Here is a 21,522-nt window from a genome sequence, read left to right as displayed (position 1 = left end):
GTTATCAGAGTAAAAGGGAGAAAACGGTTGTCTGACCAAATGAAAACCCATGCCAAGAAACGCTCCGCCCGAGCAGGGATGATCGTGCCTGTGATCCTTTTGGCAGGTTGCGCGGTGACACCGAGTCCGGTTCAGCGCGTTGAGCTTGACGATCAGGCGAGAAGTGATCGCATCGCTCTTGAGAAATCCCAGAACAGGATCGAGCACGACCTGCGACCCTCAGAAGCCATCGCGAGGGCTCTACTGCATAATCGGGACCGGCGCGTCAGCGCGATGCGTGCGGCCTTGAGATACCGTCAGCTTGATGTGGCCAATTTCGACATGCTGCCCTCCCTCACGGCTCGGGCTGGGTATACCGAGCGCACCGAATACGCCGCAACAGAGAGCGTGCCGTTTATCAACGGAGAACCCCAAGGCGGTGGCGGCGGTCAGACCTTTTCGGTATCGCAGGAAAAGGAGCGCACCACCTACGGTGTCGACTTTACCTGGAGCGTTCTCGACTTTGGCCTGTCCTACGTGCGCGCCCAGCAAAAGGCTGATCAGTACCTGATTGCCCAGGAGCAGGAACGTAAAGCGGTTCAGAATCTCGCTCAGGATGTACGTACTGCCTACTGGAAAGCGGTGTCAGCCGAGCGTTTGCTGGGCAAGGTCGGTCCGCTCATGGATGAAGTCGATGCCGCGCTTGAGCGCAGTCGCCAGATCCAGCGAGAGCGCCTGGCAAACCCCATGGATACGCTGTCTTACCAGCGCGGCCTGCTTGATATTAAACGATCGCTGGCAAGTCTGCAGGAGGAGCTGATTGGTGCTGAAAAGCGTCTGGCCCGATTGATGGGCTTGCCGCCAAGCACGGAAATCCCGCTTCCGGATTATGACACCGATGACATTGCTGCCCCATCGCTGCCAATGCATTTGCCCACCATGGAGCGGACCGCTTTTCTGTTACGTCCTGAAATCCGGACTGCAGAATACGAACAAAGAATCTCCCGTAAGGAAGTGAGAGCAGCCTTCCTGAAAATGTTCCCGAACCTCAGCCTCAGCGCCGGGTATGAATACGATAGCAACCGGTTTCTGCGCTTCAATGAATGGGGTAGCGTTGGCGCTGCAGTGAGCTGGGACCTGCTCAACATTTTCAAGGCCAACAGCGAAAGTAAGGCGGCTGAAATGGGTGTTGAAGTGGCTCGCGAAAAGCGTCTTGCCGCCTCAATCGCCGTTTTGACGCAGCTGCATCTGGCGTTGCTGGAGTTCGAAAGTTCCAGGCGCAAGCTGGAAACGGCGGAAACCTATCTCGATGTATCCCGTGGAATTTCCGATCTCGTTCAGCGTGAGGAGCAGTCAAACAGCAGCGGACAATTGCAGGTCATCAAAGAGCGCCTCAACGCCCTGGTTGCAGAATTGCGCAGGGACCTGGCCTACGCCCAGATCCAGAATGCCTTTGCTCGCATCTTCAAGAGCATGGGGCTTGATCCGTATCCGGCCGAGGCCAAGACGCCCGCGCGTCTGGCTGAAGCGATTGAGGAGCGCCAATTACAGTGGCAGCAGGGGCATATCGCAGCGGTTGTACTGCCTATTGATGATCAAAACCCCCGGTTAGTTGCCGATGACCAGGGTGCGGCCTCATTTCGCTTTGCCGAAGACACCTTCTCTGTTGAGGGAACCGTTCAATACACGGCCCAGCTGGCCAACGGCGATGCGTTGCCGGAGTGGCTCAGCTTTGACCCGGACACGCGGACTTTCCGTGCAGAGGACTCATCGAATGCTGAGCCCGTCAGTCTCATGGTTCGTGCACAACACGACAGCGGCGTCTTTGCCCGTGACTTCTTTACGCTTCAAACGGGAGCCTCAATATGATGCCGGGTAAGACCCTTAGGATTCATCGGACGTTATTCGCCTTCGTTATCGTTGGAGTGGCAGGCGTCACTGCCGGCTGTGCAACCGGTAGTAGTGAGGATCTGCCCGTGCCCAGAGCCTGCACATCGGAACTGTCAGGGCTGACAGCCTATATGGGCGACGATTGTCGTACCTGTGAGAACGTGCATTTTGCGGCTCCGGGCGAGCCCCGGCGTTGTGGACTTGACGGCGTGCGACCCGGGGTCGAGGCAAGCGAACGAAGTGAGCCCAGACCGGAACCGGAGCCAAACGATTCAGACAATGACGGCGTCATTGACAGCCTGGATGAATGCCCTGACTCTCCAGCAGGCGCTGATGTATTGTCCAATGGTTGTGAGCAGGTTGAGCTCAAGGGTGTGGTGTTTGCTCTCGATAGCGCCGACCTACTTCCGGGGGCGGAGCAGGCTTTGGAAAATCAGTTGGGCATTCTTCGCCGTGGGGACCTGCGGGTAGAAATTGGTGGCCATACGGACTCTCAGGGTGCAAGTGAATACAATCGTAATCTGTCCCTGCGACGGGCACGCACTGTGCGTGATTTTTTCGTGGACAATGGCATCGATCCAGCTCGATTGACCGTACAGGGATATGGCGAGAGTGAACCCCGGGCGGCCAATGATACGGAGACTGGACGTGAGCGGAATCGTCGGGTTGAGCTTCGTGTTCTGGGGCGTCAATAACCCGGACATGCCGGTAATGACTAGCCTCACGGCAGGAGTTATGTTTGTTCCAGCAACTTGAGACCATGAGCGCAAGCCGCCACGGCCGTTTGTGTCTGAGAAAGGTCGCGGACTACCGGTTTGCAGGCGCGATCAGCCAGGTGCCACTGATGTTCAGCGAAATGCGGGAAGCATCCAGGCACTTCCCCATTGTTTTTCCGGCGGCCTCGCCCCAGCGCCCGGTGGCCATTCTTGGTGACAGCGATGGAATCAATCGGTTTGTAGACGAGTCCGGGCGTTGGACAGCCGGTTATCTGCCGGCTTTTATTCGCAAATATCCCTTTGCACTCGCTCCCCAGGAGGCCCGGGATGGACAACACGCTGTATTGATTGATCCGAAGGCCCCCCATTTCAGTGTCGAAGAAGGCGAGCCTCTTTTTGATGGTCAGAGCGTGGTGACGCAAGGCTCTGTCGCAGAGGCTATCGCATTTTTGAAGCGTTTTCAGAAAGAGGCCAATGCCGTTCCAGGACACTTCCAGGCGCTCACCGATTCTGGTGTTCTGATTGAACGTCATCTCGACCTCAGAAAGGATGGCAAAGTTGCCAGGCGCATAACCGGTGTTTGCCTGGTTAACCGGGACCGGCTTACCAGTCTCAATGATGCCACGTTGGCCAACTGGGCCCGGAGTGGTTTGCTTGAGGCTGTTCATGCCCACTGGATGTCGTTAAGCAATTTTCACCGTTTGATCAATTAGATGGAGTCCAGATGAGCCTCTGCGCCCGATTGCTTTTTCTGCTGACCCTTGTGTCGCTGACCAGTGGTACTGCTTTTGCCGAGTTGCCCCGAGGCGTCGTTGAGGCGGCTCAGCGCACTGTTCTGTCCAGTGAGCTGAGTGGTCTGGTGGCATCGTTGCCCAAGCGAGAGGGTGACAGCTTTAGTAAAGGCGAGACACTGGCGCAGATAGGTTGCGCACTGTACGAAGCAGAGCGGCAAAAGGTGGCTATCCGTTTGAGGCAAGCAGAGCGTGTTCTGGACAATAAGCAGCGGCTGTCGAACCTTGATGCCGTTGGCACGCTTGAGGTTAATTTGGCGGATCTGGCGGTCCAGGAAAAAGCTGCAGAGTTAGAAATCGCCCGTCTTAACACCGATCGTTGCCTTGTAAAAGCCCCTTTTGATGGTCGAGTTGTTAAGCAACATATCAGCGAATATCAGAGCGTCCAGCCTCAACAAAAGTTGTTGGAAGTTGTTGGGCAGCAACTTGAGGCAAGAATAATCATTCCGGCTACGTGGCTGACATGGCTCGAAAACGGTGAGAAAGTCGTTTTCTCAGTGGAGGAAACCGGCACTATGGTTGAAGGTCAGGTTGTCCGCATCGGAGCGGCGGTAGACCCTGTCAGTCATACCTTGCCTGTCTGGACTCGTTTGAGTAGCGACAATGGGGATTTACGCCCCGGCATGAGTGGTACTGCCCGTTTTCCGGGACGACCGGGGGAAGAATCGCAATGATCGAATCGCCCATGAATGGAGTTCCTGATGGCAAGTGAGTTGCCGCTTAGCTCCGCAAGTCTGTCGGCTCTTTTCGACGTTGAACGGCGGGCTCGGGCAGCTGATTCCTTGGCCGGCCTACGGTTTGTAGCTGTTAATGAAACTCGAAGCGTTGTTGACTATCGTCACGCCGCGATACTTGAGCCGGATCTCCGAGGCCTTCACGTTTCAGCGATTTCAGATGTCCCTGCGGTGGATCGCAGTACACCCTATGTTCAGTGGCTGGAGCGGGTGGCACAAAGTTTGCCAGTAGACCATCATGGCTCAGTGCCGGTCGTTCCCGATGATCTTTCTGACTGGGATCGGGATGCCTGGTCGGATCTCAGCCCGCCCACAGCGATCCTTGTGCCCCTGGCGCCACCCGATGGCGATACGGTCGGATGGCTATGGGTGGCTCGTGAAGCGGCTTTTTCCCAGAACGAACGCTACCTGTTTGAACACCTGGGCGAAGTCTACGGACATGCACTTGGCGCACTCAATCCGAAGCGCAAGCGTGGTGATGCAAGACGCTGGCTGAAACGCCGGTCACTCTGGTTTTCTGTCATGCTATTGATTGCCCTTGTGCTGTCGCTGCCGGTTAAACTAACGGCGCTCGCACCGGCAGAAGTTGTCGCCCTGAATCCCACAGTTGTTGCCGCCCCGATGCAGGGGGTGGTCAAGAGTGTACTGGTCGAACCAAACGCGAGGGTTGAAGCGGGCCAACCATTGGTCCGGTTTGAGGACCTAGAAGCGCGCAATCGGTTTGAAGTAGCCAGAGAGGCGTTGGAAGTGGCGCAGGCCCGCTATCGTCGTGCGCAACAGGAGTCCTTCGATAGTGCCGAAAGCCGTGCAGCGCTGGCGACTCTTGAGGCTGAAGCAATGCTGAGACGCACGGAATTGCAGTTCGCAGAGCGTCGACTTGAAAAGGTCGTCATCAAGGCGGAGCATTCTGGTATCGCAGTTTTCGATGATCGCAGCAAGTGGGCCGGTAAGCCGGTCCAGACCGGCGAGCGAGTCATGCTGTTGGCTGACCCGACCAGCTTCGAGTTGAGTGTGACTCTACCGGTAAGTGACGCGGTCGTCTTAGAGCCTGGAGCACCTTTGAAGCTCTTTCTGGATGCGCATCCTCTTGAACCCGTGCCCGGAGAAGTACTACGAGCAGCCTATCAGCCAGTTGTGAGTGAACAGGGCGAGCTGGTTTACCGGGTTACGGCAAAGCTTACCGAAGAGCGCCCTTATCTGCGGGTGGGGCTGAGTGGAACCGCGAGGCTCGATGGTCCGCGCGTATCCCTTGCGTTCTACCTGTTCCGTCGCCCGATCACGGCATTACGCCAGATGGTAGGGATCTGACGATGCAACAGACGGCTAGAGAGTGATCGGTGGTGAAAGCACAATGGATCAGATTATGCTACCGGCAATGCGGGCAGACTTACGTCTTTTCAAAGGCAGTGGTGAAGCTGACGGCAGCCCTATGTGGATGCTTTTCGATCCTGTTCGCAACCGTTATTTCCATCTTCATGTACGCGGGCTTCGCGTGCTTCGTCACTGGCGCACAGGTGCAACCCCGGAAGAGATTGCTGAGTCTGCTTCCGATCATGGTGTTGAAGTTGATGCCGAGGATGTCACGGGCGTTGCGCGGTTTCTGGTCTCAAACGGTCTGACTGAAGCACGAACCTCTGCAGATAGCGCTCGACTGGAAGAACAGTGGTCCCAGAATCGTACCCACTGGTATCAATGGCTGTTGCACCGTTACCTTTTCATTCGGGTGCCTTTGGTTCGTCCCGACCCTTTCCTTGCCCGTAACCTGAATCGAGTGCGTTTTATAGGTAGCCGTCTGTTCGCAAAGCTGACGTTACTGCTTGGGTTGATCGGGATTATTCTGGCGCTCCGTCAGTGGGACGCGTTCACGGGTACGTTTATGCGTTTTCTGAACTGGGAGGGCGTTGCCTGGTTTGCGCTGGCCCTGATTGGCGTCAAAACTGCTCACGAGCTGGGTCATGCTTTTGTTGCCCGCCATTTTGGTTGTAGAGTTCCTTCGATGGGTGTGGCGTTTCTGGTTCTATTCCCGGTTTTGTACACCGATGCCACGGATACCTGGCGCATTGCCAACCCCCGGGATCGTCTTCAGGTTGCCCTCGCAGGTGTTAAAACAGAACTGGCGATAGCCCTGCTGGCCACCTTTGCCTGGAGCTTTCTGCCTTCCGGTGGCTTGCGTGATGCGGTTTTTTTTCTTGCGACGACAAGCTGGGTTACGTCGCTACTCATTAATATCAGCCCATTCATGCGCTTCGATGGGTATCATGCGTTAAGCGATGTCTGGGGCATTCACAATCTGCAACCACGTGCCTTCGAGTTGGCACGCTGGCAATTGCGGGAGACCCTTTTCGGGTTTGGTGAGGCACCGCCAGAAATTTTTCGACCCCGTCGGCGGCGGCTTCTAGTGACCTACGCGGTCGCTACCTGGATCTACCGTTTTTTCCTTTTCCTGGGCATTGCGTTACTGATTTACCATTTTGCATTCAAGGCACTCGGCATTGTTCTTTTTTTCATTGAAATCGGATGGTTTATTGTCCGGCCGGTTCTTCAGGAGATGTCTACAGTGATCCGTCACCAATGGGGCTGGAATAAACGTGTTGTGCGCACGATACTCGTATCCGCTTTCATTCTGGGGCTGTTGCTGGTCCCATGGCGCTCGACTTTACCCCTGCCGGCTGTCCTTGAGGCTTCCTCGTATTCACGGGTACATCCGCCAGAACCAGCCCGGATTGTTTCTGTATCGGTTTCGTCAGGAGACGATGTCGCCAAGGGTGATGTTCTCGTGGATCTTGAAAAACCCTCCCTTACCATGGAAGTAGAGAAGGCTAGACATCGTATCGCCGTTATCCAAGCGCGGCTTGATCGCAGGGCTGGATCTTTCCAAGACCTTGCTTCAGAGGGAACCTTGCGACGCCAGTTAGCAGAACAGCGCGTGCGCCTTTCTGGTCTCCAGGAGCGTATTGCCGCTCTGGTTGTAAGGAGCCCTTTGGCAGGCAAAGTCGCAAGTCTGGCTGATTTGAGTCCGGGCCAGTGGATGGGACGCGATCAGTTGCTGGCCGAGGTGATAGGTCAGACAGGTATTCAGGTCACTGCGTACGTTTCTGAACAGCAACGCTCACGAATTCAAGTGGGTGCCGAGGGCCGATTTATTTCAGACGACGGTACACACCAAGCTGTGAACGTAAAGGTGGTGGCCGTTGAAGAAATGGGCTCCGATCGCCTTTCGCATCTATCATTGGCAAGTACTTATGGCGGGCCGCTGGCTGTAAAGCAGAATGGTGCCGAAGGTGCTCCGGCGCTTGAGGAAGGTGTCTATCGGGTACGTCTGGTCGCAACTGAGCGCCATATAGCTACTGCTTGGCAGCTCTCAGGGAGGGCTAGCATAGAAGCGCCGGCAGAAAGCCTTCTGGGTCGTTTTTTTCGATATGCGGCTGCTGTGCTGATCCGGGAAAGCGGATTCTAACTCATCGTATTATCAAAAAATCGTGGTTTTCGGAGTCGACAGGTTAGTAAGTACATCCTTCGGTCGGCCATAGGGATGATGCCCGTTCGGGTTGCTCGTCAACGGTTCCTACTGCATAAGGCTGTAATACAGTGCTTTTCACGTGCAGGATGCCATCCGGCATCTGCTGGCGATTCGCTAGCATCCTTTCTGCCAATCACATTGGACGCAATGGCTGTGATTAGCTTGGAGGCCCTGCAGAAAAGCCCTGACTCGAATGTCCGCTTTTGTTTAGCTGGGTCCGGAGTATGCCCTGGTCGCAAAGCGAACAGTCAGGAGGATAGACCACGACTTGCCATTGGATAAAATCAGCCTGGAATTACCTCTGTACACTGGGCACCCGTAGCCTATTGTCCTCAAGCGCACCTTTTCTTCGAGGTCCGTCCGCCGCCCTTCAGGCTCGCAGATTCTGTTTCTAAACGAAGTGGGGCATCGTCCTTAAGGCGGGGGCCTTGATTCGGAAGCTCAAGTTACAGATTTACCCGCCTTGGTATTTGATATGATCGAAAAGCCCCGCCTGCTGTTTAAACGAGTAGCCGATTAAATCTGGCTCCAGATGAAGCATCAAGATCTTTGATTGTGGAACCGTAAGGCTCAAATGAATACGTGGCGGGGGTTTGATTGATGCGCTAAGCTACTAATTTAAAGCACATTCGATGGGTTACTAGTGATCTGGAAATCGCGATCTCAGCTAGTCAAATTGCGTCAGTTCCGTGGATATTGCTCTAGTTGTTGCCGTGCTTTTCAGAATCGCTAAATAAATTATGGATTTGGAAAAAAATGAACAAAAACTATGTTGGGCAATTTGTTGGAGTGGTTCCAGCTCTTGCTTTCGAAAATCTATCCTATCCAAAACAGCTTTTGCTCATGTTTGATGCTATAGCAATTAATTTAGGGGGCTCCGGGCTCAGTCCACGCGAGAACGAGATAGTTAGAGAAATGATGCCAGAGATATCGTATTTAATGAAAGAAGAGATGCTCACTTTGTTGTCCGGCCTACTTGCATCGAACGAGTTAATCCCCTCTGAGAGTTCAATGCTAAATGCGAGACAAACGTTGGACTCAAATGTTGTAACACCAGAGAGGTTCAATGCAAAAAAATTAAGATCGAAGGGCATTGATGCAGTCCCCATTAGTAATCCATATGAAGATCTTGATATAGATTCTGACATCACTAGAGATTCTGCCGTGAGACTAACGCTCAGAGAATTTCCTGTTCCGTCTGATCTTACTCCTTGGGAGGGTATTCAGGAATTTAGAGCGGATAAAGAAGCGAGAGATCGATTTTGGGAACTTAAGAAATGGATGAACAAGGCTGGAAAGTCAGGCCTTAAGCAGTACGAAGTTCAAGATGAGCTTCGCGGACTAATTAATGATTACGATAAAAGTATGAGCCTGCATAAGCTGAAACAACAGACCGGCACATTTGAAGTTGTTGTGACTACTACAGCCTCTGTTGCTGAAGATCTAGTAAAGTTTAAATGGTCCAGCGCAATAAAATCGATATTTCAAGTTCAAAAGCAAGATATAAAACTTCTCGAAGATGAGTCTAATCTTCCGGGTAAAGAAATTGCTTATATTGCTAACGCTAAAAGTAGATTTGCTAAATAGGTGTTAAAGGATGACTGACATTTTATTTATAAAAATAGATGCAGAGGAGTCCAGTTGGATCGATGGTTTGGACATTATTAGCCTTTTTCCAGAGCACTATTCCCCATCTCTTATTGACTCAGCCGAAGGGAAGATCGTTGACGTTTCCTTTCCTGGTGGGAAAAGTCGATTTACCTTTTACGATCTTGAAATAGAGTGCAATTTCGAGTATTACGAAGAAGATGAAGACTTTGATAATGAGTGGGAAGAGTTCAAGGCTTATTCGGGTGACATTGGTATTTCATTAGTTGAATACGTTGCAGGTCAAATTTCTAGTTTAACTGGCTTGTCGACTAATTTCTCGTAAAAAACAGGCTAATGACCACGCCAGTGTAGTGGTCAACTAATTCCGGACAGTATTTTAAGGTACCCCTCAGCTACATTAGGCCAAATGCCGTTGTTGAAAGTGTGAGGTCGCTGCCGTTAGGAACAGTCCATTAGATAGTCACCAATATCTCCTTTGCCTCAGGTAGGTTTCGGTATCCCACTACCCATATCCATTGGAAACGTGCATCTCTCCAGCTGGCCCGCCAATTTTCGCTTTTGTTTAGGAGGTTGGGGAGATCGGCCCGGTCGCAAAGCGAACATTCAAGTGCACATGATGTGGACTCTTTTTATTTTATGGGGATACCATACGCATTGGGGCAAGTGCATATCACTGTGCAACTGAATATTATTCGTTTAAGGAAGCCCTATTCTAGACAAATATGATGCAAAGCGATGAGAAATATCCTCGCGATATAAATCTGATACTTGGCAAACGAAATTATTTCTTTTGTGCTTTTTTAGATAAGCCACATTAACAGAAAAATAGTGTTTGAAGTCAATAACAGAAGGAGGCAAAGTCAGCCGATCAGGAAATTCCAAGAAATGATACCGTGGCGTTTCGTTATTTCTTAGGTTCTTTCCTGGAGTTTTATTTCGACTAATCTGAGCCATGGTCATTTCTAGCTCAGACAAGTGCTCACCTGAAAAGACGTGTTCCAAGTTGTATATTGGGGCCACGATCACTGACATTAGCCATTTGTCTTCGTTTGGCGTACTTGCTTTAGACCATCTAAATTTGTAATCCTGAGACAGATCGCAATCTTGAGTCAAGACAATCGATAAAGGAAAGATTATTTTAGAAACCTCTATATTTCCGTCTTTTTCTGAAAAATACTCAATGTATTCAACATCTCTTACAATGTCCCCCTGACAAACCCTGGACTCTTTCCCAGTTTTTATTTTAACCATTTTTAATCCTAGCCTTGATAACTACGCGCCTAGGCTTAGAAGTACCATATTTATCCATGTCTTTCTTGTCCACGGGCTCCTTCAAAAAGCGTTTGACCGAGGAACCTTGCCTATCCGATTTAGTGTCGGTCTTCTCTCCGACATAAGAAGAATCAAAAATATCATCAGCCATTTTCAACTGGCCTCATCAGCTCTCTTGTTTTATCTGTAATGCTGCTCTCGAAAAGTGATTGTATTTTACTATGGGCCTGCTCAATAAAATCGTGGAAATCTGAATATTCAAATGCCCCATGTGCGTATTCCAGACCAAGGTTGCCACTGATTCCAGACGAAGCCTGCCACCCATTCCACGCGAAAGCTGCCACTGATTCCACGGCAAAGCTGCCACCCTGGCAGGCTGCCTGATTTCCCCATCAAAACGTCCGGCGCGGGATAACTAACGGTACTCTGCTCCTTTTCATCCGGAGAGGGCCAGATGCCAGCGATGAGGTTATCCATGCGTAAAATCAAAGAAGTCCTTCGCCTCAAGTGGGAGCGAGGGCTGAGTAACCGGCAGGTTGCCGCAGCCTGCGGCATCAGTCGCCCCACTGTGAGCGAGTATCTGCGGCGTGCTGCTGAGGCGGAGCTTGGCTGGCCGCTGCCAGAGGATCTGAGTGAAGCCCAGCTGGAGCAACGGCTGTTCCCGCCACCACCGGATCTGCCGGCACAGGCCCGAGGCATTCCGGATTGGAAGCGAATCCACGATGAACTCCGGGGCAAGAACGTCACCCTGTTCCTGCTCTGGCAGGAGTACCGGGAAGCCAATCCGGATGGCTACCAGTACAGCTGGTTCTGCGAGCACTACCGGGCCTGGCAGGGCAAGCTGGATCTGGTGATGCGTCAGGACCACCGAGCCGGTGAAAAGCTGTTCGTGGACTATGCTGGGCACACGGTGCCCGTCATTGATCGCACCACCGGTGAGATCCATGAGGCGCAAGTCTTTGTGGCGGTGATGGGTGCGTCCAATTACACCTACGCCGAGGCCACCTGGAGCCAGACCCTGCCGGACTGGATCGGCTCTCACATCCGAGCCTTCGAGTTCCTGGGCGGCGTGCCGGAACTGGTGGTTCCGGATAACCTCCGTTCCGGCGTCAGCAAGGCCCATCGCTACGAGCCGGATCTCAATCCGACCTATCAGGATATGGCTAGCCATTATGGCGTGGCCGTTGTCCCCACACGGGTTCGCAAGCCCCGTGACAAGGCCAAGGTGGAAGGTGGCGTATTGATCGTTGAGCGCTGGATCCTGGCGGCCCTGCGCCATCGTCAGCACTTCTCCCTGGGGCAGCTCAACGCCACCATCCGTGAGCTGTTGGAGAAGCTCAATAGCCGCCCCTTCCGCAAGTTGCCCGGGTGCCGGCTTGATCACTTCAAACAGCTGGACCAGCCGGTTCTACAACCGCTACCCGCCGAGCCGTATGTCTACGCCGAGTGGAAAAAAGCCCGGGTACACATCGACTACCACGTGGCCATCGATGGGCACTACTACTCGGTGCCCTACACCCTGATCAAGAAAGAGGTGGAGGTCCGGATCACCCACAACACCATCGAATGCTTCCACCGGGGCAACCGGATCGCCAGCCACCGGCGTTCGGATCAGAAGGGTCGGCATAGCACCATCGCCGCTCACATGCCGGAGTCCCATCGCCAAGCCGGCGAGTGGACCCCAGAGCGACTGACCGCCTGGGCAGCCAAGACTGGACCGGCAACTGAAAAGCTTATCCGTACCGCGCTGGGGGCAAGAAAGCATCCGCAACAGGCCTATCGGTCCTGTCTGGGCATTCTCCGGCTGGGCCAGAGCTACGGCGAGGCACGATTAGAACGTGCCTGCCAACGCGCCCTGATGCTGGGCAGTTGCCGATACAAGAGCATCGAATCCATCCTCAAGCACCGCCTGGATGAGCAGCCCCTGGAAGAGCAACAAGAACTGGCCTTACCCGACACACACGACAACATCCGTGGCCCCGCCTACTACCACTGAAGGAACCTGACATGCTGAAACATCCCACGCTGGATAAGCTCCACGCCCTCAAACTGACCGGCATGGCCGCCGCCCTGGCGGATCAATCGGCCACCCCCGACATTACCGACCTGAGCTTCGAGGAGCGCCTTGGCCTGCTGGTCGACCGGGAAATGACGGAACGGGACAACCGACGCATGAGCAGCCGCCTGCGCCGGGCCAAGCTGCGACACGCCGCCATCCTCGAAGACATTGATTACCGGAACTCACGGGGCCTGGATAAAGGGCTTGTCCAGAGTCTGGCCAGCTGCCAGTGGGTGAAGGAACACCTGAACGTGCTCATCACCGGCCCGACTGGCGTCGGGAAAACCTGGTTGGCCTGTGCTCTGGCACACAAGGCCTGCCGGGAGGGTTACACCGCCCAGTACGTCCGCCTGACCCGGCTGCTACGAGAGCTGACCATCGCCAAGGGCGATGGCCAATACTCAAAGCTCCTGACCAGCCTGGCCAAGGTCGACGTGCTGATCCTGGATGACTGGGGGCTGATGAAGCTGAGCGCGGAGAACCGGCGGGACTTGCTGGAGGTGCTGGAAGACCGACATGGCCGGCGCTCCACCATCGCCACTAGCCAATTACCCATCGAGGAATGGCACGGCATCATCGGTGACGCCACTCTGGCAGATGCCATCCTGGACCGGCTCGTACACAACGCCTACAAGATCAATCTGCGGGGCGAATCCATGCGAAAACAGCAGGCAAAGTTGACGGGCACTGAGACTTCGGAGTAAGAAGAGAAACCCCGCGTCGCTACGCTCCGATGGGTGGCAGCCTTGCTCCGGTCCGGGTGGCAGGCTTCACGTGGAATGGGTGGCAACCTTCAGCGGTTTACGCACCCCATGCGAATATGCATCAATATCTAAAACAAACTGTTTCTTTCTTATAGTTGCTGGATAATCCGGATTAGCGATGCCGAACTGGAACTTAATGGCCAAGCCATCATAGTTATACTCAAGGATGTGAAACATTCTCGTTAGATAGTCTTTATCCTGATTGAAATCGATAATCCCGAGCATATCTTCATGTAGATAATCCCGCCACTCAAGTGGATCTTCATTAGGGATATCGATTACGTTCACATAACGTAGCCCAAGCCGCCCGGCAGTAATTCCCTTGTAGTCGCCATAGAAAGCTTTCAATGGCTCATCGATATCCTCTAATAGATTTTCGTAAGATTTATATGCTCTATTGGTGTACGAAAAAGAATCTTGAGTTACCGCCAAGGTTTTATCACGTTTTTGACTGTGAAAAAGCCATTGCATTATTTCAGTGCTTTTTGCTTGGAAGTTTGTTCCACCAGAGAATTGAAATTCTTGCGCATGGGCCTTTTGAGGTTCAGATAACGGGAACTTTCTCAGAATCAGGTTGCTTAACTTTGCCGACAGCCCTTTCTCAACACCTTGCACTCGGGTTGGGAAGTCCGCCTTAAAAATGACCTCTTTGAGAAAAGGGCTCTTGTAACAAACATCTTCGTACATTTTAGTATTTCCCTAAATTATCGGACTAATCGCTTGCTGGCCCTACCCATTAAATGAAGCCGAGGGCGCAATTCAGTGGGCATTGCCGCTCCTGCGCGGGTTATGCACTATGCTTCGCCGCCTTTCTCTTAATCCTCTCTATACGCCCTTCGAAACCGCCTTTCGTTCCATCATGGAGGCCGTGAGAAATAGCTATATCACATACCTCGACAGCACGGTCGAAATTATTTTGCTCCGTGAGCAAAGTTGCATATTTTTGAAAGGTTGTAACCCTTGGGAGTAGCCCGTCAAGGCTCTTGACAAGCGCCGGCTTGATCTCTGGGAATTCTTGGATATGTTGCTCCGATATTTCTGCGCAGAGCTTTTCCAGTTCCGGGTCATCTTTACGATACTTGTAGGATTGATCAACCAGGCTCATCAATAGAAAGTGCCTATCTACAAGGTTCGTTTTCTCCGCCAAAGCCGCTTGCATGCGGGCTATATCACCGGACGTCCAGGCGTCGAACACCGCATCGGTCTCAACGAGTTTTCCAGCTCGCATGGTGAAGCGAACTTGTTTCTGCGCTGACTCGCCCCTTGCTGCACTCACATCATAGGAAGAGCGACCAAAGATTAAATTTTTCAGCTTCTTAAACATCAGTACCTTCCATATTCGTGCATAACGAGGCGCACGTTAGTGCGTCCGGTGTAGGGCCATAGGCACGGAATGAACGGCAACTATTGGTTAGGCTGTACTTTTTTTGCCAAGCTTAAAATGCCCACACTTTTAATGTCAGACTCTTTCTTGGCCCAGCCCAAGTAGTAATTTCCTCCATTTGAAAACGACTTGAAGGCTTTCAAGCCTCCTGAGGGGAGCGCTTCAACTTGTAAACCAGAATCAAAACATGAGAGCAAAATAACGGAGTTCTTAGGTGCCGGCCTTACGTTCCAAAATCGGCTATTCGGCATAAACGAGAGAGCTACTCCATTGAGTGGAGCACCGATGACCATATAGTTGTCTATTGCGCCATTTATCCTGGTAGCACCAGAAGGAGTCTCTTTGGAGGTAGCATCAGGCGAGTAACCTGACAGCGGATTCCGGGAGTTAATCTCAGTCACAAGTAACGACCAATTGTTAGTCCGGAAAACGAGACACGGCAGTTGTTTGATATAGAAGACAGTGCCTTTAGTCCTCATCCCTTCAGCGTAATCTGTCGCTGACTCCATAGTCGTATGCATGCATCCATTGGAATACCGCGTGATCCAAGTACTGTGCCATGCGTTTCGCCCCGTGTGCACATAGTAGATAACCCCCGACGAAATATCGGTGATAGGGCTTTCTCTAAACTTTTGGGCTAATGCTTGATCTAGTCTCATAAATTCCTACCGCTGGCATAACGGGCCGGTTTGGAGCGCCAGCGGAAAGCCGGTGGACTTCCCCCAATAAAATGGACACGCCCCATCAATTGATTCCTTCGAACTCTATCGGAGTCCGGTAACCAAGACCACTGTGCAGCCTTTGGCTGTTATAAAAGCTCTCAATATAGTTACTTATATGTTTCCGTAATTGCCGCATCGTCACGAAGCTAGTGGCGTGCAGCAACTCGCCCTTCAGTGTCTTGAAGAAGGACTCCACCTCAGCATTATCCGTACACTGTCCTGGGCGGTTCATGCTGTGCCGTACCAAGTATCGATTCAGCAGAGCTTGGGTCTTATGAGCGCGATATTCGATACCACGATCCGTATGGAACAATAGGCCCGGGGACGGTTTCCGGCTCGCGAAGGCTTCCCTGAGCGTTGCCCTGGCAAAATCTGCGCTCAGATTCTCACCAAGCCGCCAACTGATGATGCGTCGGGAATACAGATCCAGCACAACCGCCAGGAACACATATTTCTTGCCCAGCTTGATGTAGGTGACATCGCTGCTCCACTGCAAATTCGCTGCGACCGGTTTGTCGGCCTCCAGTCGATGATTGGGCAAGGCTTTCAGGTCTTCCCTCAGCTTCCTCATTCGGCGATACACGCGAGCAACACGGGCTTTCATTCCCCATTCCCGCATGACCCTCGCAACCCGGTTCTCGCCGACAACCAGCCCCTCTCGACGCAGAGCCTGGTAGACCCGTGGACTGCCATAGCGGCCTTTGCTGTCGTTGTAGACTCTTCGAACCTTCAACAGTAAATCAGCATTCTCAGCAGCTCTCTGACTGGGCTTGCGGTTTGCCCAGGCGTAGTAGCCAGACCGAGAGATGTTCAGGTGACGACACAGCGCCTTTACTCCGTGTTGTCCTCGGTGTTTCCAGACGAATCTGAACGCTTCCGTCGTTCCTCTGCCTGAAAACGTTGAAACTTTTTTAGGATGTCATTTTCCTCCTGAAGCTCCGCTATCCGGCGTTTCAGACGGTTGATTTCATCCCTCTCTTTCATCAGCTTTTTGGCTTCATCAGGCGCTTTCTTGACCCGTTTCATGGCGAACTTTCCCTCTCGGTATTCCTTTCGCCAGCGTGACAGCATGAAGGGGTGTATATCCAGCGCTTCCGCTACGCCTTTCACGCTCCGGTGCGCCTGGTAGCTCCATTCCACCGCTTTGACCTTGAACTCAATGCTGTACCTTTGGGTCTTCTTCCCCGTGTTCATTGCAGGCATCGTTCTTCTCCCTCTTCGGAGTTATCGATGCGTGTCTACTGAAGTGGGGGAAGTCCACGGTCCCGTTGACGCATTGGTTAAAGGTCATTCTGCCTCGGGGTCGAAGGTGTATTCAGGGTAATATCGCAAGACTTTGTACATTTTCGGCTTACCTCTAACAGTCTCAACCTCCACATCTACAACATAGGCAAGTTCATGCCAGGGCTTCCCGAATTTTGGATCAGGATGAAGCATCTCATCTTTCACGGCGTTATTATCAAAGATGACTTTCAAGGCAGATTTTGACAGATCATCAATGATTGCCCGATTTCCAGTATCTGAGTTCTGATCGAATTTCGCCTGGTACCAGTACATCACCTTTCTGGTATGGACATTCCCTTCCGGCGTATCCAAATCGGAAATTAGATTCCCGATTCGATTCTGCATAGCATTCGCTTCTGTTGAGTTAATTATGAATTGCTGGATTACCTTTCCGTTGTCAGAAACGTTGATATTCATTTGCGAGCCGTTGTCCTTGGCCACCGGCTCAACAAACTTGTTCCAATCTTGAAGGTCCTGCTTCGTTAGTTCCTTCGGTGGCTTCTCGGTTTTTCCTAGCAACCACCCACAAATTTCTTGTGCGATTTTCGACCACTGCGCTAGTGAGCCGCCTTCCCAAAGTAACGGGACTATAGGAGCGGCATGAGATATCAATTCGACAATGATTGAGCCGCTCCGAACTTCCTTGATAAGCAGCTCGGAACTGATGTCAGTTTCTTTATTTGCTTCAGATTCAACAAACTTGTGAAACTGATGATTAAAGGCCAAAAGGGACAGAGATAGGTCTTCAAGGCCAACCGGTTTTTTGTTATTTATCTTGATCTCTAGCCGTTTGCTGAGATCAATCTCCATAATGTTGTTCATGGTTCTCCCTGACCCTTTACAGCAATTAGGCAGCGCGCTTTATCATTGCAAAAATTTGACTGCGTCATTATTAATGACTCTGAATCATCAATCGCGCTGCACATAAATCGATAAAACAATAGCTTAGCTGAGCATGGCCATCTCTGCCATGTAATCATTCAGCGTCTGCAATTTGCCCCGATAATCATACTGGATGAAATGGCGGTGATGAGCCTAGAGGCTGTGGAGGAAAGCTCTGACTCGAATGTTCGCTTTTGTTTAAAGCTGACAATCAGATGTAGCAGCCCTCCGCCGCCTCAAGAATCAGGTCGGCCGCCTTTTCAGCAATGGCGATCGTCGGTGCGTTGGTATTGCCACTGATCAGCCGCGGCATAATGGACGCGTCCACTACCCGCAGCCCTTCGAGCCCGTGCACTCTGAGCTGCGGGTCGACCACTGCCATCCTGTCGGTGCCCATTTTGCAGGTACCCACCGGGTGGTAAACGAGGCCTACTTTTTCCTTTACCTTTTCAATAATCTGCTCGTCCGATTGGCAATCTGAGCCGGGGTGGATTTCCTCACCCCGGTACTCGTCAAAGGCTTTGGCGGAAAGGATCCGGCGCGCCTGGTGGATACCGTCCACCATCACTTTGCAGTCATCGGGTTCGGCAAAGAAGTTGTAGTCAATTTCCGGCGCTGCAAAGGGGTTGGCTGAGGTGATGCTAACGGTGCCTGTGCTCTTGGGCCGCAGCACACAGACATGCACCGAGTAACCGGGTTTGGACATAAGTTTCAGGTTACGGCCGCTGTCATCGAACAACAGCGGTAGCATGTGAAGCTGAACATCCGGGCGATCAAGGGTTTCGCGGGATCGAATAAACCCGCCGGCCTCGGTGATGGACTTGGCCAGTTTGCCCTGTTTATTAACCATGTACCGGATCGTATCGGGGAGCATTTTCAGCAGGCCCAACACCGAGGCGGTGAAGCCATTGTTCTTTCGGCTTGAGACCAGCACGCAGGCGTCTACATGCTCCTGGAGATTCTTGCCCACGCCCGGTAATTTGTGCAGGCACCTAATGCCGAGGCCCTCCAGCGCCTCTCTCTCGCCGATTCCGGAAAGCTGAAGCAACTGGGGCGAGTTGATGGCGCCACCGCTAAGAATGATTTCCCGATCTGCGCGCAACACCCGGTCCTGGCCTTTGTGGCGTAGCTCCACTGCAACAGCGCGCTTGCCCTCGAACACCACTTTTTTGACGTGTGCGTCCGTAAGCACGGTCAGGTTCTGGCGATTCATGGCCGGCTTCAGATAGGCATCGGCCGCACCAAACCGGCGGCCATTCTTGATGTTCAGATGGAAATAGCCCACGCCTTCCTGGTTGGCGCCGTTAAAATCGCTGCTGTAGACAAAACCGGCCTGCCGCGCCGCGTCCACGAAAGCCTCAGACATCGGGTATTCGGCCGATTCCGGGGCACTGATATGAAGGTTGCCACCTTTGCCGTGGTAGGGAGTTCCAGCCAGCGTCTCGTGGTGTTCCGATCTAATGAAGTAGGGCAACATATCACGATAACACCAGCCTTCATTGCCAAGCGCCTGCCACTCGTCGTAGTCTTCTTGCTGGCCGCGCACGTAGAGCATACCGTTGATTGACGAACTGCCACCCAGCCCTTTTCCCCTGGGGGTAAACAGAGGCTGACCACCGCGCAGTTTCTGGTCGGGCCTGGCGTTGAATGCCCAGTTGTAGGTTTTGAGAAACATGTGGGCGGCAAATGCGCCGGGTGTGCTGATGGTGAACGAACCCTTGCCCGACCCTGCCTCCAGCACACAAACCGAATATCGACCATCAGCTGACAAACGATCCGCCAGTACGCAGCCGGCAGAGCCGGCACCGACCACGATGTAATCGAAGCTCTCGTTCATCATTGCTGCTCCACCGGTTCAATGATGGCGAAGTTTGCCTGCGGCTGTTCTAGCATTTGCAGCATGCCAAAGAAGGCATCTACCGAGCCTTCAACCTTTATTTCACCTGCCTGCACTGCCTCCGGGAAACTGGTTCTCTGCAAAAGGATCTTATCGAGTACCGCCCTGGGCATGCTTACACTGGCGTGCGCTCCTTCGTCCAGTTCCCCTGACCGGTGAGTCAGCGTGGCATTCTGCAGGTTGAGCCGGAAATCCTCACCCTGGTCAGTGATCGACCAGTTGATAACCAGGTGCTTTCCAGCCGCTTTTTCCGGGTCGACCTTGACCGCCATCGCATCGAAAAACATGCTGGTTTCCAGTGCCTGCATCAGATCCGGCTGCAGACCCACATGTTTTGGCGTAATCACTCCGTGGCGAAGCTCGTGCGCGCCAACCAGGTAGGCGCTACGCCAGGTTCCCGCCTCAGCCTGGTAGCCAAGCTGCTCCAGAGCGTCCGCCCCCAGCTCTCGCGCTTCGCGGTTCTCGGGGTTGGCATACACTAGATCTCGCATGACCGATGCAACCCAGCGGTAGTCGCCGTTGGCGAAGTCTTTGCGGGCCTTGCGGAGCACTTCTGCCTCACCGCCCATGTAGTCGATGGTGCGCCTGGATTCTTCACGCGGCGGCAGCGGGTTGAGATTGGCGGGATTGGCGTCGTACCAGCCCATATAGCGCTGATACACGCCGCGGGCATTGTGGCTGACGGTGCCGTAATAGCCGCGCGCCGACCATTCCTGGTTCAGGCTTTCTGGCAACTGCAGGTTTTCGGCAATATCGCCGGGCAACATGCCACGGTTCATCATACGAACCGTCTGATCGTGAATGTGCTTGTACAGGTCCCTTTGAACTTCGAGGAAGTGCGTGATCTCCTGCGGCTTCCAGATCGGCCAGTGGTGCTGGGCCACCAGAATATCCGCACGATCACCAAAGCGTACCAGTACCCTGTCGATGAACTGGGACCAGGCGCTGGCGTCCCGGATAGCGGCTCCGCGGATAGTGTAGATGTTATGCAATTGCTGGCTGGTGATCTCGGCGGTGTTGAGCACCCGGAACTGGGGGAAATACATCATCATTTCCGATTCCGCCTCGGTGCCATGGGCCATCTGGAATTCGATTTCGATACCATCGATGGTCAGGGTGGCGTCGTCCGGCACCGTATCTGTGGGCGCAATCAAACTCAGCGGTCCACTACCCAGCGCCTTGCCGAGCCCGGTATCGACATGACCTCTCACACCCGGCGTCAGGCCGGCACCAAACTGATAGGTGGCGCGACGGGTCATGGCATTGCCGGCAATCACGTTCTCGGCAATGGCATGCTCCATGAACCCTTCCGGAGCGTAGACCCGAACCTTCCCGGCCCGGACATCCTCCTCACTTACCACCCCTTTCACACCCCCGAAATGATCCGCATGGTTGTGTGTATAAAGCACGGCCACGACCGGCTTCCTGCTTCGGTGCTGGTAATAGAGTTCCAGAGCCGCGCGGGCCGTGGCAGGTGTCAGAAGGGGATCGATAACAATCAGTCCGCTGTCGCCCTCGATGATGGTCATGTTTGACAGGTCCATGTTTCGGATCTGGTACATGCCCTCGACCACTTCGAACAGCCCATGAATAGCATTCAGTTGTGCCATGCGCCAAAGGCTCGGATTGACCGAATCCGGAGCTGCATCGGCCTCCAGAAAAGCATAGGGCGCCATATCCCAAGCCACATGTGCCTCTTTATCTAGAGCCCTGCCATTGGGCAACGCCCCCATAAAACCCCGGCGCGCATCTTCAAACGATTGAGTGTCAGAAAATGGCAGTGCATTCAGCACCGCCTGATTGAACTGCACCGTCGCCTCGGTAGCCGGCTTGGACATGTCGGCATGAGCAATCATCGGGAACAGCAAACCGGCACTTAACGCCGACAGCGCGGCCTTCTTGAGTAGGGGTAACATGCGAAATCTCCTGTTTTTGGCGGCATCCGGGTTTTATTGGTTGTGCATGGCGCGCCAGGTAACTGCAGTTTGAAGCGGGATTTTGAGCTTATCCAATGCAA

At 53.1% G+C, this 21,522-nt stretch carries 17 protein-coding genes; 10 read left to right on the top strand and 7 right to left on the bottom strand.

Annotated elements, in window-relative coordinates:
* Positions 1–27: 27 nt before the first annotated feature.
* The 8 genes from SIC15_RS02255 to SIC15_RS02220 all read left to right on the top strand — a co-directional run bounded on the left by SIC15_RS02255 (position 28) and on the right by SIC15_RS02220 (position 9,563).
* Positions 28–1,848: a TolC family protein gene (locus SIC15_RS02255; protein ID WP_412536999.1), complete on the top strand. Its 1,821-nt coding sequence runs from the start codon at positions 28–30 to the stop codon at positions 1,846–1,848.
* A complete protein-coding gene (locus tag SIC15_RS02250; protein ID WP_412536998.1) occupies positions 1,845–2,564 on the top strand; it encodes an OmpA family protein in 720 nt (239 codons plus the stop codon). Before SIC15_RS02255 ends, SIC15_RS02250 begins: the two co-directional genes overlap by 4 nt.
* A gap of 44 nt (positions 2,565–2,608) precedes the next feature.
* Positions 2,609–3,298, top strand: a complete 690-nt coding sequence (locus SIC15_RS02245; protein ID WP_412536997.1) for a SapC family protein — start codon at positions 2,609–2,611, stop codon at positions 3,296–3,298.
* Between the two features lie 11 nt (positions 3,299–3,309).
* Complete coding sequence (locus SIC15_RS02240; RefSeq protein ID WP_412536996.1) at positions 3,310–4,050, top strand: efflux RND transporter periplasmic adaptor subunit; 741 nt, start codon at positions 3,310–3,312, stop codon at positions 4,048–4,050.
* A 27-nt stretch (positions 4,051–4,077) separates the two neighbouring features.
* Positions 4,078–5,418: an efflux RND transporter periplasmic adaptor subunit gene (locus SIC15_RS02235; protein WP_412536995.1), complete on the top strand. Its 1,341-nt coding sequence runs from the start codon at positions 4,078–4,080 to the stop codon at positions 5,416–5,418.
* Positions 5,419–5,986: 568 nt separating this feature from the next.
* The gene (locus SIC15_RS02230) at positions 5,987–7,567 is read left to right on the top strand and encodes an HlyD family efflux transporter periplasmic adaptor subunit (protein ID WP_412536994.1); all 1,581 of its coding nucleotides are present in this window, start codon (positions 5,987–5,989) and stop codon (positions 7,565–7,567) included.
* An 819-nt stretch (positions 7,568–8,386) separates the two neighbouring features.
* On the top strand, positions 8,387–9,217 hold the full coding sequence (locus SIC15_RS02225; RefSeq protein ID WP_412536993.1) for a hypothetical protein: 831 nt from the start codon (positions 8,387–8,389) through the stop codon (positions 9,215–9,217).
* 10 nt (positions 9,218–9,227) lie between these two features.
* Positions 9,228–9,563 carry a hypothetical protein gene (locus SIC15_RS02220; RefSeq protein WP_412536992.1) on the top strand — a complete coding sequence of 112 codons (336 nt, stop codon included), beginning with the start codon at positions 9,228–9,230 and terminating at the stop codon, positions 9,561–9,563.
* 374 nt (positions 9,564–9,937) lie between these two features.
* On the opposite strand, the gene SIC15_RS02215 is transcribed toward SIC15_RS02220, so the two are convergent.
* Positions 9,938–10,492, bottom strand: a complete 555-nt coding sequence (locus SIC15_RS02215; RefSeq protein ID WP_412536991.1) for a hypothetical protein — start codon at positions 10,490–10,492, stop codon at positions 9,938–9,940.
* A 475-nt stretch (positions 10,493–10,967) separates the two neighbouring features.
* Here SIC15_RS02215 and istA point away from each other — a divergent pair, with 475 nt between their 5' ends.
* Positions 10,968–12,509 (top strand): IS21-like element ISSpu5 family transposase, encoded by a 1,542-nt coding sequence (gene istA, locus SIC15_RS02210; RefSeq protein ID WP_053114397.1) that lies wholly within the window; start codon positions 10,968–10,970, stop codon positions 12,507–12,509.
* An 11-nt stretch (positions 12,510–12,520) separates the two neighbouring features.
* A complete protein-coding gene (gene istB, locus SIC15_RS02205) occupies positions 12,521–13,276 on the top strand; it encodes an IS21-like element ISSpu5 family helper ATPase IstB (RefSeq protein ID WP_008170042.1) in 756 nt (251 codons plus the stop codon).
* Between the two features lie 66 nt (positions 13,277–13,342).
* Here the strand turns inward: istB and SIC15_RS02200 are convergent, their stop codons facing one another.
* The 6 genes from SIC15_RS02200 to SIC15_RS02175 all read right to left on the bottom strand — a co-directional run bounded on the left by SIC15_RS02200 (position 13,343) and on the right by SIC15_RS02175 (position 21,421).
* Positions 13,343–14,023 (bottom strand): TIGR04255 family protein, encoded by a 681-nt coding sequence (locus tag SIC15_RS02200; protein ID WP_412536990.1) that lies wholly within the window; start codon positions 14,021–14,023, stop codon positions 13,343–13,345.
* Between the two features lie 100 nt (positions 14,024–14,123).
* Entirely contained in the window at positions 14,124–14,660 is a 537-nt protein-coding gene (locus SIC15_RS02195) for a hypothetical protein (RefSeq protein ID WP_412536989.1), read from the bottom strand.
* A gap of 804 nt (positions 14,661–15,464) precedes the next feature.
* Positions 15,465–16,645, bottom strand: a protein-coding gene (locus SIC15_RS02190) for an IS3 family transposase (RefSeq protein ID WP_412536988.1) whose coding sequence is annotated in 2 segments (ribosomal slippage) — positions 15,465–16,346 and positions 16,349–16,645 — 1,179 coding nt in all. Because the reading frame shifts where the segments join, the coding sequence is not laid out codon by codon here.
* 84 nt (positions 16,646–16,729) lie between these two features.
* On the bottom strand, positions 16,730–17,548 hold the full coding sequence (locus SIC15_RS02185) for a hypothetical protein (RefSeq protein WP_374816124.1): 819 nt from the start codon (positions 17,546–17,548) through the stop codon (positions 16,730–16,732).
* A gap of 271 nt (positions 17,549–17,819) precedes the next feature.
* Complete coding sequence (locus SIC15_RS02180; protein WP_083231751.1) at positions 17,820–19,448, bottom strand: GMC family oxidoreductase; 1,629 nt, start codon at positions 19,446–19,448, stop codon at positions 17,820–17,822.
* Complete coding sequence (locus SIC15_RS02175) at positions 19,445–21,421, bottom strand: alkyl/aryl-sulfatase (protein ID WP_069182773.1); 1,977 nt, start codon at positions 21,419–21,421, stop codon at positions 19,445–19,447. Before SIC15_RS02175 ends, SIC15_RS02180 begins: the two co-directional genes overlap by 4 nt.
* Between the last annotated feature and the right edge of the window lie 101 nt (positions 21,422–21,522).

This window comes from Marinobacter sp. MIT932201, from assembly GCF_047123295.1.
Lineage (GTDB): Bacteria > Pseudomonadota > Gammaproteobacteria > Pseudomonadales > Oleiphilaceae > Marinobacter > Marinobacter salsuginis.
Note: the sequence above shows the minus strand (reverse complement) of the source record. Positions and strands in the feature narration are given on the sequence as shown.

Excerpts from the sequence above, each read along its gene's own strand:
- SIC15_RS02235 (WP_412536995.1), top strand. The coding sequence starts at position 4,078 with ATGGCAAGTGAGTTGCCGCTTAGCTCCGCAAGTCTGTCGGCTCTTTTC.
- SIC15_RS02200 (WP_412536990.1), bottom strand. The coding sequence starts at position 14,023 with ATGTACGAAGATGTTTGTTACAAGAGCCCTTTTCTCAAAGAGGTCATT.
- SIC15_RS02220 (WP_412536992.1), top strand. The coding sequence starts at position 9,228 with ATGACTGACATTTTATTTATAAAAATAGATGCAGAGGAGTCCAGTTGG.
- SIC15_RS02215 (WP_412536991.1), bottom strand. The coding sequence starts at position 10,492 with ATGGTTAAAATAAAAACTGGGAAAGAGTCCAGGGTTTGTCAGGGGGAC.
- SIC15_RS02250 (WP_412536998.1), top strand. The coding sequence starts at position 1,845 with ATGATGCCGGGTAAGACCCTTAGGATTCATCGGACGTTATTCGCCTTC.
- SIC15_RS02240 (WP_412536996.1), top strand. The coding sequence starts at position 3,310 with ATGAGCCTCTGCGCCCGATTGCTTTTTCTGCTGACCCTTGTGTCGCTG.
- SIC15_RS02175 (WP_069182773.1), bottom strand. The coding sequence starts at position 21,421 with ATGTTACCCCTACTCAAGAAGGCCGCGCTGTCGGCGTTAAGTGCCGGT.
- SIC15_RS02180 (WP_083231751.1), bottom strand. The coding sequence starts at position 19,448 with ATGATGAACGAGAGCTTCGATTACATCGTGGTCGGTGCCGGCTCTGCC.
- istB (WP_008170042.1), top strand. The coding sequence starts at position 12,521 with ATGCTGAAACATCCCACGCTGGATAAGCTCCACGCCCTCAAACTGACC.
- istA (WP_053114397.1), top strand. The coding sequence starts at position 10,968 with ATGCCAGCGATGAGGTTATCCATGCGTAAAATCAAAGAAGTCCTTCGC.
- SIC15_RS02230 (WP_412536994.1), top strand. The coding sequence starts at position 5,987 with ATGCGTTTTCTGAACTGGGAGGGCGTTGCCTGGTTTGCGCTGGCCCTG.
- SIC15_RS02185 (WP_374816124.1), bottom strand. The coding sequence starts at position 17,548 with ATGAACAACATTATGGAGATTGATCTCAGCAAACGGCTAGAGATCAAG.
- SIC15_RS02195 (WP_412536989.1), bottom strand. The coding sequence starts at position 14,660 with ATGTTTAAGAAGCTGAAAAATTTAATCTTTGGTCGCTCTTCCTATGAT.
- SIC15_RS02225 (WP_412536993.1), top strand. The coding sequence starts at position 8,387 with ATGAACAAAAACTATGTTGGGCAATTTGTTGGAGTGGTTCCAGCTCTT.